Annotated in this window: 10 protein-coding genes; 2 read left to right on the plus strand and 8 right to left on the minus strand. The window is 56.0% G+C overall.

Going from position 1 to position 13,703, the window contains the following annotated elements; genetic code table 11:
• Window positions 1-126 precede the first annotated feature (126 nt).
• The gene (locus A6R74_RS01570; RefSeq protein ID WP_064232649.1) at window positions 127-1,086 is read left to right on the plus strand and encodes an NAD(P)H-dependent flavin oxidoreductase; all 960 of its coding nucleotides are present in this window, start codon (window positions 127-129) and stop codon (window positions 1,084-1,086) included.
• On the opposite strand, the gene A6R74_RS01575 is transcribed toward A6R74_RS01570, so the two are convergent.
• The 7 genes from A6R74_RS01575 to A6R74_RS01605 all read right to left on the minus strand — a co-directional run bounded on the left by A6R74_RS01575 (window position 1,068) and on the right by A6R74_RS01605 (window position 10,819).
• Window positions 1,068-1,847, minus strand: coding sequence for an enoyl-CoA hydratase/isomerase family protein (locus A6R74_RS01575; protein ID WP_064232651.1), 780 nt, complete (start codon window positions 1,845-1,847; stop codon window positions 1,068-1,070). The two genes, A6R74_RS01570 and A6R74_RS01575, sit on opposite strands and share 19 nt — an antisense overlap.
• Before the next feature lie 23 nt (window positions 1,848-1,870).
• Window positions 1,871-2,989: an acyl-CoA dehydrogenase family protein gene (locus A6R74_RS01580; RefSeq protein ID WP_064232654.1), complete on the minus strand. Its 1,119-nt coding sequence runs from the start codon at window positions 2,987-2,989 to the stop codon at window positions 1,871-1,873.
• A gap of 7 nt (window positions 2,990-2,996) precedes the next feature.
• Window positions 2,997-4,190 carry an acyl-CoA dehydrogenase family protein gene (locus A6R74_RS01585; RefSeq protein WP_064232656.1) on the minus strand — a complete coding sequence of 398 codons (1,194 nt, stop codon included), beginning with the start codon at window positions 4,188-4,190 and terminating at the stop codon, window positions 2,997-2,999.
• Window positions 4,187-5,611, minus strand: coding sequence for an enoyl-CoA hydratase/isomerase family protein (locus A6R74_RS01590; protein ID WP_064232659.1), 1,425 nt, complete (start codon window positions 5,609-5,611; stop codon window positions 4,187-4,189). The genes A6R74_RS01585 and A6R74_RS01590 overlap by 4 nt, the downstream gene beginning before the upstream one ends.
• A 63-nt stretch (window positions 5,612-5,674) precedes the next feature.
• Window positions 5,675-7,684 carry a TRAP transporter permease gene (locus tag A6R74_RS01595; protein WP_064232662.1) on the minus strand — a complete coding sequence of 670 codons (2,010 nt, stop codon included), beginning with the start codon at window positions 7,682-7,684 and terminating at the stop codon, window positions 5,675-5,677.
• A gap of 50 nt (window positions 7,685-7,734) precedes the next feature.
• A complete protein-coding gene (locus A6R74_RS01600) occupies window positions 7,735-8,895 on the minus strand; it encodes a TAXI family TRAP transporter solute-binding subunit (protein WP_064232664.1) in 1,161 nt (386 codons plus the stop codon).
• Between the two features lie 223 nt (window positions 8,896-9,118).
• Window positions 9,119-10,819: a SulP family inorganic anion transporter gene (locus tag A6R74_RS01605; RefSeq protein WP_064232666.1), complete on the minus strand. Its 1,701-nt coding sequence runs from the start codon at window positions 10,817-10,819 to the stop codon at window positions 9,119-9,121.
• Window positions 10,820-11,064: 245 nt separating this feature from the next.
• Between A6R74_RS01605 and A6R74_RS01610 the strand changes: the two genes are divergently transcribed.
• Window positions 11,065-12,756, plus strand: coding sequence for a methyl-accepting chemotaxis protein (locus A6R74_RS01610; protein WP_064232668.1), 1,692 nt, complete (start codon window positions 11,065-11,067; stop codon window positions 12,754-12,756).
• On the opposite strand, the gene rarD is transcribed toward A6R74_RS01610, so the two are convergent.
• Window positions 12,727-13,635, minus strand: a complete 909-nt coding sequence (rarD, locus tag A6R74_RS01615) for an EamA family transporter RarD (RefSeq protein WP_064232670.1) — start codon at window positions 13,633-13,635, stop codon at window positions 12,727-12,729. The genes A6R74_RS01610 and rarD overlap by 30 nt on opposite strands.
• Window positions 13,636-13,703: the final 68 nt, after the last annotated feature.

Below are 13,703 nucleotides of genomic sequence, written 5' to 3' on the forward strand. Positions count from 1 at the left end.
GGTCGGCGATCTATTTGAGATTCTGCCGGAGCTTGAGAGCAAGCTGTAAACGCCCTGAAAAGAGTCTCGTAAAAGCCCCGTAAGGGGCTTTTTAACGACCTTACAATAACAATAGTGAGTTGCCCTATGCTAACGCGCCTAACCGCTTCGTTAACTCTGCCGGTGATCGGCTCTCCGATGTTTATCGTCTCCGGGCCTGAGCTGGTGATTGCTCAGTGCCAGTCAGGCATCATTGGCGCTTTTCCAGCGCTCAATGCTCGTCCAGCGGAAACGCTGCGTGAGTGGCTACAGCAGGTCACCCAAACCCTGGCGGACTATGATCAGCGTCACCCAGAACAGCCTTCGGCGCCCTTTGCGGTGAATCAAATCGTTCATCCTACCAATGACCGTTTAGCGCACGATGTCGCACTGTGCGCCGAGTTTAAGGTGCCGCTGGTGATTACCAGCCTGCATGCGCCTAATCAAGTGGTGGAACAAGTGCACGCTTATGGTGGGCTGGTCTTTCATGATGTCACCACGCTGCGCCATGCCAAGAAGGCAATTGATGCTGGCGTCGATGGCTTGATATTGGTGTGCCACGGCGCGGGCGGCCATGCCGGGCGCTTAAACCCGTTCGCCTTTGTGGCCGAGGTGCGCCGCTTCTACGACGGGCCGCTGGTGCTGGCGGGGGCGATTACCAAAGGCGAGCAGATCGTTGCTGCCCAGGCGCTGGGCGCCGACTTGGTGTATATGGGCACACGCTTTATTGCCACCCAAGAGGCAAACGCTCAAGCCGACTACAAGCAAATGGTGCTGGATGCGGCAGCGGGAGACATTGTCTACACCAATCTGTTTACCGGCGTGCACGGTAACTATCTACGCCAGAGTATTGAACAGGCAGGATTAGACCCGGATGCGCTACCGGAAGGCGATAAAAGCGCTATGCGCTATGGCTCGGGGGGCAGCAGCAAAGCCAAAGCGTGGCGGGATATCTGGGGCGCAGGCCAGGGCGTGGGTAGTATTAACACGCTTAGTAGCGTGGCCGACGAGATAGCCACGCTGCGCCAGGACTACCAGCAAGCGCTGGATCACTTACGGCGGCTTTGACGAAACGCCGCCACGCGTCTCTGAAAATCCTCAGAGGCTTTGCACTGATCCTGTAGTTCGCCCTCCAACGTCATCGTGTCATTCAGCGAGCGCTGTGCGGCTTCACGCAGGGCGCGTTTGGTAGCGCTTAATGCTTGAGGCGACTGCGCGACCAGCGCTTGGGCCAGCGAACGCGCCTCTGTTAGCACCTGATTATCTTCGACGACGCGGTTAGCCAATCCGAGTGCAACGCAGCGCTCACCCGCAATGGGGGTCGCCAAGGCGGCCATTTCAAACGCCTGAGCATGGCCAAGCTTGCGTACCAGATGCCAGCAGGCGCCGCCGTCGGGGATCAGGCCGATATTGATAAAGGCAAGCTTCAGGTAAGCGGAGCGGCCCATCACCACCATGTCGCTGGCGAGCACATAGGAAACACCAATGCCCGCAGCGGCGCCACTAACCGCTGCAATCACCGGCTTGTCCATCGTCATTAAACTGCGAATGGCGGGCAGGAAAAGCGTTTCCAGCCGTTCGCTGGCGGGCTGAGAGGTCGCCTTCTCAAACTCCGCCAGGTCAGCACCCGCACAAAATGCGCTGCCTTCACCATGCAGAATTACGCAGAGAACTTGTTCATCAATCGCCACCGCCGCCAGCGCTTCATTGAGTGCCAGAGCGGTAGCTTCATTGAGCGCATTACGTACTTCTGGGCGGGCAATCGCGACTTCGACAGTGCCGTTTTCAATAGCACTGACAGTGACTAATTCGCTGGCGTAATCTGCCATGTATCACTCCTTTGCTAACATTCTCAGGCAGCGGTTAACAGTTCACTGACTGTTTCGAGATGGTAGTCACTGTCACCGAAATAGTGATCAAACATCACCAAGTGCTTGGCGTAGCTGGCGACATAGCACTCTTCGGTCATGCCCATAGCCCCATGAAGCTGGATCGCCTGTTCGGCAATAAAACGCGCCGACTCGCCGCAGTAGGCTTTGGCCGCAGCAATTTTATAATCCCGCTCACTGGCAGGCAGGGTTAGACTGGTGGCGGCCAAAATCGCCATGGAGCGGGATTGCTCTAAGTGCAGATGCATATCCACCATGCGGTGCTGAAGCGCCTGGAAAGTGGAAAGCGGTAGGCCAAACTGCTTGCGCTCTTTAAGATAGGCCAGGGTTTGATCGCAGGCCTCTTCCATTGCGCCAATGGCTTGGGCGCAGAGCGCCGCGCGGCCAAGGGCCAGTACCTCCGCTAGTGCATCGCTGACATCTTCACTCAAGCAGTTGGCTGGCGGCAGCGTAACGTTGTCTAACGTGAGGTCACCGGCGGGCTGATCGTCGATAGTGCGATAGAGATGCGTAGAGGTGCCCGGTGCATTCGCAGGGACGATAAAGAGCCCTAGCTTGGCGTTATCCAATCGAGCGGTAACCAGACTAGCCGCTGCTGCTTCAAGGTTCAGGACGACATCTTTTTTGCCGGTTAACTGCCATTGCCCATCTTGCTGGGTCGCTTGGGTGGCGATCGCCAAGGCGTCATAACGGGCGTTATGCTCCTGCCATGCAAACGCTAACTGGTGCTCGCCTTCAAGCAGCGGGGTTAACCACTCTGTTTGCTGACCACTGTTGGCGGTCAACGCCAGCAACTGGCCGGGCAGCACCAGGCCTGCCAGATAAGCTTCGGGCACCAAACCGCGCCCCAGCGCCTGCATAATAATCATCAGGTCGGTGCCGTCGCCACCCAGCCCACCAACGTCTTCGCTAAAGGGCATATGCAGCAAGCCTAGCTCGGCAAAAGTGCGCCACAGGGGGGATGCACCCTCAGGGGCAGCGGCAAGCATCGCACGGCGCTGTTCGGGGGATACCTGGTCGGTCACCAAACGGGTGAGCGTCTCTTCGAGCATGCGCTGCTCGTCGGTTAAAGCAAAATCCATGCTGACCTCACATGTTTAAAATGGTTTTGGCGACGATACTTTTCTGTATCTCGTTGGCACCGCCATAAATCGACAGCTTGCGACGGTTGAAGTACTGGGCGCTGGCGGCCGCGCTTTGGGCGCGCTCGTCGTCCAGGCTGCCTTCGCCATGCAGAAAGTCGGGGAAGAACGGTAGGGCGGCGGGGCCCAGGGCGCGGCGAGTGAGCTCGCTTAGCTCCTGGCGAAGTTCTGAGCCACGCACTTTCAGCAGCGAGCTTTCGGCGCCGGGTGCACCGCCATCTCGAGCCGCAGCAATCACGCGTAGGTTGGTCACTTCCAACGCCATCAATTCAAGCTCGGCTTTGACGACACGGTGGCGAAAGCTGGGCAACGCCAGCAGCGGCTTGCCGCGATGTTCAATTCGGCTGGCCAGTGACTTCAAGTGACGCAGCGCCTGCTTGGCGTGGCCAAGTCCTGCAATGCCGGTGCGTTCGTGGGTGAGCAGAAATTTGGCGCACGTCCAGCCCTGGCCCTCTTCACCAACTCGGTTTTCTACGGGAACGCGAACGTTATCTAAAAAGATTTCATTGACCTCATGGGCGCCATCCAGGGTGATAATGGGCCGCACAGTGATGCCAGGGGTTTGCATATCGATCAGCAGAAAGCTGATTCCCGCCTGCTTTTTAGCGTCTGGGTCAGTGCGCACCAGACAGAACAGCATATTGGCGTGCTGGCCTAGGGTCGTCCACGTCTTCTGACCATTCACGACATAGTGGTCGCTATCGCGAACCGCGCGGGTATTCAGCCCCGCCAAATCGGAACCCGCGCCGGGTTCAGAGTAACCTTGGCACCACCAGTCCTGGTTGCTCAAAATGCGCGGCAGGTAATACTGCTGTTGCTCCGCGCTACCGAATTTCATAATCACCGGCGCCACCATATTGACGCCAAAGGGTACAACCGTCGGCGCGTGGGCTGCGGCGCACTCTTCATCAAATATATGCCGCTGCACGGGCCCCCAGCCTGGGCCGCCATGCTCTTTAGGCCAGTTAGAGGCTAGCCACCCCTGCTCGCTGAGGATGTTCTGCCAGCGCAGGTGATCTTCGGCACGCAGGTGGCGCCCCAGGCGCACGCGCTCGCTAATATCGCTGGGCAGTGCCTCGGCTAGAAAATGGCGAACCTCTGCGCGAAAGGCCTGCTCTTCGGGGCTAAAGGTGAGGTTCATAGTGGTGTGTCCTTAAGGGTTGATTGACGGTGAGGCCCACCTAAGTGACGCGGGTAGCCCAGTGCTTCCACCGCCAACAAATCGATATCACTCTCGCGGAAGCAGAAACCCTGCTCCGCAATCCTGACGCTCGCCTGCTCAAGGGCAGAGTGTCTATCGCTTGCTGTAGCCTGCTGACTAGCAAGTTGCAGGGTATTCAGAAGGCTTTGCTGTCGGCTGACCACGACGTTTAACCGCAATGCCTTCAGAGTGAGTGCCGCTCGCTGGTGGGTAAGTGGCTCTGCGTTTAAGTTGATCAGCTCTACCATGCTGCCTTTTTCAGCAATGACTAGGCTTAGCGCGCTGTCGCTATTGCTGCCGATATCGCTGCTGATGCCAATATTGGCTAGTGCGATGGTAGGGAGTGCTGTGCCTGAATCCCTGGCTGCATTTGGCGCCAGTAGGCAAAGTTCAGTAGCGTTGTCTGGTTCACTGGTTAGGGTAATGCCCGCCTTTTGTGCGGCTTTTTGCAGGCGCTCAAACAGTGGGTCTTCGCCGATTAGCGCAACATGTTTAAACGCGTCGGCGTTCTCAATTTCAGGAACCACATGGGGGCTGCGTGCAGCGAAAAAGAGATGAATCAGCCCGGCGCGCTGAGGAGAGTCCATACAGGCCAAAAACAGCTCCCGCTCACGGCGCAAGCCATCTTGAAGTGATTCAGCCGTCACAGAGGCCTCCACAGCTTCCACAATGCGAAACGGTGAGAACAGCTCTGCAGCGTCTTGATGCAGCCGTTCCACCATAGCGGAGATTGCCTGGGGATTAGCCGCTGGCGCTGATAGTTGGCCCGTAACACGTGCCATTTGGTTGTCTGCAAGCACTGCTTGGGCCGCAGCTAAACCCGCTTCAAGGGGCGTTTCAGCACTGCTAATGGCGTCGATAATGCCTGCCTCAAGAGCTTCTTCTGTCGCAACAAAACGCCCGCTGGTGATCATCTCCAAGGCGCGCTCAACGCCTACTAAACGCGGCAAACGCTGGGTGCCACCAGCGCCGGGCAGTAGGCCAAGTTTAACCTCCGGAAGACCCACCCGGGTGCCCGCCAGTGCCACTCGGTAGTGGCAGCCCAGAGCCACTTCCAATCCACCGCCCAGGGCCGTGCCGTGCAGGGCGGCAATCAGCGGCTTTGGGCAGGCTTCCAGTTGGGTGATCACATCGGGCAGCAGAGGCGCTTGAGGCGGCTTTCCAAACTCACGAATATCGGCTCCGGCGATAAAAGTGCGGCCATCGGCTAACACTACCAGCGCTTTAGCTTGCGTATCGGCAATACCCTTTTCCAGTGCGTTAACTAAGCCGCTTCGTACTGCGTGGCTTAGCGCGTTAACCGGTGGATTGGCGATCTGAATAACGCCTATATCGCCGTGGCGCTGGTAATGAACGGACATAGTTAAGCTCTCGTATTTCGCATGTAGTGTGAATTAAAAAGAGTACGCTCGGCGTGACACCTGTTAAGCGACCGAAGTGCTGTGTGAACGCTGGTGATGCCGCTGACTTAAACGTGCCAAGATAACGCCGGGCAGCAGTGCTGCAGCGGCCAGTCCGATCAATTCCCACTGGCTGAGGGGCACCATACCGCCACCGGGTAATGCCAGTAGCAGCCCAGCGACTAATACCAAGCCACGAATAATAGGTTCTTGCAGTGGGCCGTAGCCCAGTCGACCGACACCTATCAAGTAACCCTGCATTGCAGAGGCAAACAAAATGATGCCTGCCACTGCCTGGATAAACACCGCCACGATGATTAGCGGCTCGCCTTGCATAATCAGCGCGGGGTTAAGCACGAACAGGAAAGGAATAAAGTAGATAACGCTACCTAACCGCATTGCCTGTAGGCCGGTTGCCATGGGGCGAGCACCAGCGACGGTCGCGGCAGCAAAGGCACCGAGTGCCACCGGCGGGGTAATAAAGCTCAGCATGCCCCAGTACAGGATGAACATATGTACCGCCATGGGATCCAGCCCGCCGCCTTGGATCAAGGCAGGCGCTAGTGCTACCGCCAGGAAGATGTAGGCGGCGGTCACGGTCATGCCAATACCCAGCACGAAGCTAGTCACGGCGCCCATGAGTAGCAGTAGCGGCACGCTGCCGCCGGCAATATTAATAAAGTCGTTGGCGATAGTGCCGGAAAGGCCGGTCATCGACAGCGCGCCGACCAGCATGCCCACGCCGGCCAGAATAGCGATAAGCTCGGCAAACAGCTTAGCGGCGGAGGAGAGCGTGTCACCGACATCCTTCCAGCCCCAACGGTTATGTTTGGAAAGCTGGTTGAGCACCAACAGCAGCGCGGTGGCGTAGAAAGGAGCCACGGCTTCGCGCTGCATAATCAGTAGCATCCAGACCAATAAAGCAAACACAAAAATAAAGTACCAACCCTCTTTGAGGGTTTGCCAAAGCGAAGGCAGCTCAACGGCGGGCAAGCCTTTAATGTCGTGGCGAGCTGCGTAAGCATCGATCTGTATAAACAGCCCCAAAAAGTAGAGAATTGAAGGAATCACTGCTGCCAGTGCAATGGTGGAGTAGGGAACATCCAAAAACATTGCCATCACAAAAGCGGTGGCACCCATTACCGGGGGCATTAACACACCGCCAGTGGAGGCGCAGGCTTCAACGCCGCCTGCAAAAGAGCGGCTCATACCGATACGACGCATGGCGGGAATCGACAAAACGCCAGTGGTCAGTACGTTACTGATCACGCTGCCGCTCATTGAGCCCATCAGGCCGCTGGAGAAAATTGATACCTTTGCGGGGCCGCCGCGCACATGGCCCAGCAGCGCAAATGCCAGGTTAATAAAAAATTTACCGCCGCCGCTTTTTTGTAGCACGACACCAAATACCAAAAAGCCGATCACCAGTCCCGCGAACGCCTGCAGCGGCACCCCCATGATGCTTTCGGTACTCATGGTGTGGTACATAGCGGTCTGTTCGAGAGTCGAAGGAAACGCCTGGATGGGGCCTGGGACAATATCTGCCACCAGCGGATAGAGCGAGAATACCCCGGCAATAATCGCAATGGGTAAACCGCCTGCCCGGCGGGCCGCTTCGATAATCAGCAGCCAGTAGGCATAGCTCGCATAAATGGCGATCTCGGGCGCAGAAAACGCCCAGCCGCGCTCTAGAATGGGGACGGCGTTGTAAACAAAGTAGCCGCCAACGATAAGCGTCGTAGCGCTCAATACGTAGTCGTACCAGGGGATGGGTTGCTCTTGTTGGCGACTGCGCATGGGCCAAAGCAGAAAAACCAGCGGTAGCAGCAGCGCCACAACGGCGTAGTAAAACTGTGTTTCCAGACCCGTAACGAAAGTAAATAAGCCAACGTTGAAAAGATAATCCAGCGTCATCGCCATCAAAATGACGGTGACCGTGGCGGGTATCCAGCGCAGCGTAGGGGGAAGCTGACGAATTTGGCTGATCTTTTCTTTAACCTGCTGATGATTGGCAGGCGAGGTATCTGTGGTCATGGGGGCATCCGTCAATCAACAGGGGGCGGCAAGTGCCGCCCCGTGGCGTATTACTCGAAGATCGGTTCGAAACCGGCATCGCTAAGCGCGGTGGCACGGGCTTTCATCCAGTCGGCAGTAAATTCCTCATCATCACTGGGTGCGTCTTGCATAAAGCTTTCCCAGGCGGTTAACAGCACGTTCTGGCGTTCAACGAGTTTGTCTTGATGGGCCTGCATTTCATCAGTCCATACATCAATCTCTTTGTAGTACGTCACGACCGCATCGTGGAACGGCACCACCCACTGTAGATCTTGTTGCTCCAAGGCATAGCCAAGCGCCCCAGGGGCGTTATCTTTATAGTCGTCAAAATTTTCCTGCATGGCTTTGATCAGGCCATAAGCGACGTTGTCATCCAGGTCTTGGTTGGCCACCACAATGGGGTAAGGGTAACTAGCGCTGGGCACTGGGTTGTCGGCGCTGATGCCGCCTGCCCCAGACGTGACTTCGTGAGGGCGGAAGTAGGGTGCGACCGCCGCCATACGCTCCCAGCCTGCTTCGTCGTTGGGGTCTAGCACCGGCCAACTAATGCCGCGCGGACTGCTGGCCAACTGCTGGGCTGGTGGGGTAACCGTTGTGGTAAAGGAGGCATCCACATCACCAGCGATAATGCCGTCAAACGAGCGCCCGTAGCCGGGGTAATCAACACGCTCTACGTCATCCCAGGTCAAGCCACCAAAGGCAAGGTAAGCTTCGGTGCCTTTGTTAAGCGCATCGTCGCCGCGGATATAGGCGATGCGCTTGCCTGCCAGGTCAGCGGGCGTTTCAACGTCCAAGTCGCCCGCAACTGCAAGGGAAAGGCCAAAAGAGGCGGTAGAAGTAGTAATAACACGTAGCGGCTGAGGGCCCCAGTCACGGTCGGCAAACATCATTACACCCTCCGCGCCGTAGTAGCTGGCGATCCCGCAAGCGCAAAGGTCAACACGGCCCTGTTTAAGCGGCGTCATGCGTGAAACATCGTTATCACCGGGGAGGATGCGTACTGACGAATCGTATTTGTTCTGCAGCATATTGCCGATGGCAACGGCCTGGGCATAGCCGCTTGAGTTGGTGCCATAGGCCGTCCAGGCCATGGTGCCGGGTAGTTCAATGTCACTGGCGTGGCTTACTGCTGCGCCAAGTAGTGATAAAGGTAAGGTGGCGATGAGTAGGCGGTGAGCAAATGGATGCATTGTGATGCTCCTTTATTGTGGTTGTGCTTAAGGATTTGGTTACGTTTTGCTACATAGTGTTTTGCTATGCGGTACTCGGTTTTGCTAAGTGGTCGGATGATAGTAGAGAAGCCGCTGGGTGGCTGTCAATGCCGTTATCAATAGCGGCTCTTATTGCTTATAGGCAGATATAAAAAAACCAGGCAATTGCCTGGTTTTTCAATGGTAAGGTGATTTTGCCGGGTTAGGAGAATTCACGCCAAGCGGCATAAGTGCTTAGAAATACCCGCCCGGTAAGTGCATCCAGGAAGTCACTCTTCTTGAGTTGATCCATTACCGGGCCTTTCACCTCGGATAAATGCAGTTTTACATCGGAGTCTTTTAAGCGGGCGTTGATGGCATCTAGGCTCTCCAGCGCCGAGGCATCAATTAGGTTAACCGCCGAACAGATCAACACAACGTGCTCAAGCTCGGGATGGCTCGCCACCAAGTTATAAACGGTGTCTTCCAAATAACGGGCATTGGCAAAATAGAGGCTCTCATCAATGCGCAGCAGGGCAACGGTATTGATTGTCTCAACATCGTGGCGGGTGGTGTTTCTAAAGTGTTCGGTGCCGGGCACGCGGCCTACCAAGGCGCTATGAGGGCGGCTGGTGCGGTATAAAAATAGCGCAATAGAAAGCGCTACCCCGCTGATGATGCCCGCTTCAACCCCTTCGCACAGCGTCAGCAAAATCGTCACTGCCATGGCGGCAAAGTCGCTGCGGGAGTAGCGCCAGGTTTGCCGCAGCATGGGTATGTCTACCAGCGTCAAAATCGAAACGGTGATCGTCGCGGCCAAGGTCGCGATGGGCAGGTAGTAGAGCCAGCCGGTGAACGACATAGTAACCAGCGCGATACCTAGCGCCGCAAAGGCGCCTGCAGCAGGCGTTTGGGCACCTGCATCGTAGTTAATCACAGTGCGGGATAACCCCCCGGTAACCGGCATGCCGCTGGTAAGCCCGGCGGCTAAATTGCTGGCGCCAAGGCCGACTAGCTCTTGATTGGGAGAGATGCGTTGGCGCCGCTTTGCGGCTAACATCTGGCCCATGGAAACCGACTCCACAAAGCCGACCAGACTAATTAGCAGCGCGGGGATCAACAGTGCCCGCCACAGTGAGTAGTCTCCCCAGGGAAAGCTAAGTGCAGGCAACCCGCCTGGAATTTGTCCCACAACGCTAACGCCGTTACCGCCCAACTGCCAGTGCCAGGTTACTAGGGTGGTAATCACGACGGCAAAAACTGGCCCCGCTTTGGCGATCAAGTCCGCCAGGGTGTTTGGCAGGCCCATCTTATTCAGGGTGGCCTTACCATAGCGGCGCATTGCGATTAAAAACAGTAGGGTTCCACTGCCAATCAGCAAGGTAGGTAAGTTGAAAGTGGCTAAATTGGGCACCAGGGTGACAAGGCGCTCTACCAGCGTAAAGCCACTACTCTCAACCCCCAGCAAACTGCCCAGCTGGCTAGCGGCGATCAAAATGCCCGACGCCGTTAAGAAGCCGGAAATAACCGGGTGGCTGAGAAAATTGCTGAAAAAGCCCATTTTCAGCAGCCCCATGATCACCAGCATGCCACCGGAAAGTAGTGACAAGATAAGCGCTGCCTGTAGATAGGTCTCTGTGCCTGTGACCGCCACGGAGGAGAGCGCGGCGCCGGTCATTAACGCGATGATGGCAACCGGCCCAACGGCAAGGGTTTTGCTGGTGCCAAACAGGGTATAGACCAATTGCGGCAGAATGCTGGCATAGAGTCCCACCACCGCAGGCAGCCCGGCTAACAGCGAATAGGCCAGCGACTGGGGAATGACCATCACCGTGACGATTAAACCCGCCAAGAGATCGGCCCCAAACAGGCGTTTATGGTAGTGGGGGAGCCACGTCAGGATCGGCAAATAGCGCTTTAGCATGGGTTCCAGGTGGTGTAAGGGTGGCAGAAGGAAGAGAGTAAGGGATATTCCATTTCATTGCAGTGCTTATATTCATTTTCACTGCGCTAACCCAATGATGACTCAGTGCTTATACTCTTTCGGTCTGCCCCCAAAGTGCTACTTCTTTCATTACCGTAACACGCTAAGCTAAGCCGCAAAGGGGAATTAAGCCCTCCAAAATAGGGTTTTCGATACTCAATAACGTTAATAAAAGAGTACTGCTCATGCGCTTACTGCGATTGCTAGTTCCGGGGGTTTTGTTGGCGTTATCCATAGGCCTTGCCTTGCAAGGCGGTGTATGGATTTATCTGGCGCTCGTGTCCGCCGCATTGGGTGGCGGCGCTGTACTGCTCAGTGTGCTTGAAGGCGTGTATCGGGCCGACCAACGTCGTCTTGAACAACGCCTTGAACATCGCCCTAAACATCGCCAGCGTGGTTTTAAGCCCCTACGTGATTACCGTTCGCTACGTGGTATGGCCTACCGTTTAATGAACCGTGCCAGTAGTACCGCGATTGCTTCGGCAGAAGTGTCGCACTATGCCGACCTGATGGATCAGCGCCTCTCCAAGCAAGAGGCCATGGCCCGTGAGGCTTCATCAAGCATGACCGCCATTAATGCAGCCATTATGCAGGTCAGCGCCAGCGCCAGCCAGGTGGCAGCGCTGGCAGAGAGCGCTCGGGAAGCCAGTCATCATAATCACGCAGAACTGGATGATATTATCCAGGATATGAGCGATGTTGCTGACCGCTCAAGTCAAGCGCTGGAGATGTTGACCGCGCTGAACGATAAAATTGAACGGGTACGCAGCGTCACCTCTATGATTGAAGATATTGCCGAGCAAACGCATCTTCTTTCGCTCAATGCGTCTATAGAGGCGGCGCGCGCCGGTGAACACGGCAGAGGGTTTGCAGTGGTTGCTGGCGAAGTCCGCAACCTTGCTCTGAAAACCTCCACAGCCACGCAGAGTGTCGATGAACTTGTCAAAGATATGCATGCGAGTGGCCAAACGGTGGTCGACACCATTGGCGACCTGATGTCGCGTATTAGCGAGCGCTCAAAAGGCTTGCAGGGAGTAGGCAATAGCCTGGGTACGATGACGCAAGAGTTCGACCAGGTGCAGAGTGAAATTACCCGCGTTGCCGATGCGATGGAAAACACCCGTCAGCATAGCCAAACCGTTGCCGACAGCCTGCGTCAGTTGGAAGAGGATGTTGATGAAGGTAACCGCAATATGCACGATTTGGCTGAGCAAGCCCGGGCGCTGATGGAAGCCGCAGAAGGCGTCGATGGGGAGTTGGCTCAACAGCACTTGGAAGGGCGTCATCAGCAGGTGTTCCGGGCGGCTCGCTCAACGGCCGATAAATTGGGCAAGCTGCTGGAAAAAGCGATAGCCAGCGGAGAACTTTCAGATAGCCACCTTTTCCAGCCCCAGTATGAGCAGATCCCGGGTACACAGCCGCCGCAGTACACAACCGGCTTTGATAGTTTTACCGATAGGTATCTACCCGAGCTGCAAGAGCCTTTGCTCACTCAGCTCGGCTTAAGTTATGCCATCGCCTGTGACCGTAAAGGCTATGTGCCAACCCATAACAAAGCGGTCAGCCTCGTGCCAACCGGTGATTACGCCCACGATCTAAAATTCTGCCGCAATAAAAGGATTTTCGATGACCCCACCGGCAGCCGCTGTGGCGCTCACGAAAAGCCATTGCTGCTGCAAACCTACAAGCGGGACACCGGTGAGATCATGCATGACCTCTCAGTACCGGTGTACGTACAGGGTAAACATTGGGGCGGGTTCCGAGTTGGCTACCAGCCTGAAAGGGACGCTGTATCGGCGCCTACGCTTGAAACAAGCGCCGATACCAGCGCAACACCAGGGCTTGCGTTAGCTGACCGCCGAGTAGCGCGGGCGTGATTGCCACGCTGACCAGGAGTAGAGCGCAAGCCCAATCCAAATCAGCACAAAAGTGGCCAACTGGATAATACCCAAGGGCTCGCCGAACACGGTTAAGGCAATCAGAAACTGGATGCTTGGGTTGATGTACATTAAAAAGCCCAGGGTTGCCAAACGTAATCGGCGGGCTGCGCCAGCAAAGGCCATTAGCGGCAGCGCAGTCAATGCACCGCTGGCGATCAGTAAACTAGTGGTGGAAGTGTTCTGCAAAAAATGTGAGGTGTCGTTCCAGCTTAGCCAGGTGAGAGCTATCAGGGCTAGGGGGAATAGCAGTAGTGTCTCCACAAACAAGCCCGATAAACCGTCCAACGGCACCTGCTTACGAAACAGGCCATAACTGCCGAAACTTAACGCCAGCAGCAGACTAATCCAGGGCAGTTCGCCCAGCATCACAAACTGGGTGGCAATGGCTATGCTCGCTAACCCCAGGGCTACCAACTGCAGCTTGGCCATCACCTCCCGCAGCACCAGCATGCCCAAGGCGACATTCACCAGCGGCGTTAAGAAGTAGCCCAAACTCGCTTGTAGTACCTGCTTAGACTCCACCGCATAAATATAGATACCCCAGTTAAACGCTATTAATAGCGCGCAGGCCAACACCCGCCCAAGCCGTTTGGGTTCGCCCAACGCTGTGACCACCGGAGGCCAGCGGCGTAACAAAGTAATCAAACCGACCAAAAACAGACACGCCCAAATGATCCGGTGAATCAAAATTTCAAAGGCGGGAACGCCGTCAAACAGGGCAAAAAAGAGCGGAAAGCAGCCCCACATGGTGTAGGCGGTGAGCCCAAACATGACACCTTTGACTGCTTCAGGATCGCGTGTTGGAGTAGGAAGCATAGCAGCCTCATTATTTAAAGATGCTAATCTAGCATAAACGTTGCCTTGAGACTGACGAAATGGAGGTG

Source organism: Halomonas sp. ALS9 (assembly GCF_001651035.1).
Lineage (GTDB): Bacteria > Pseudomonadota > Gammaproteobacteria > Pseudomonadales > Halomonadaceae > Vreelandella.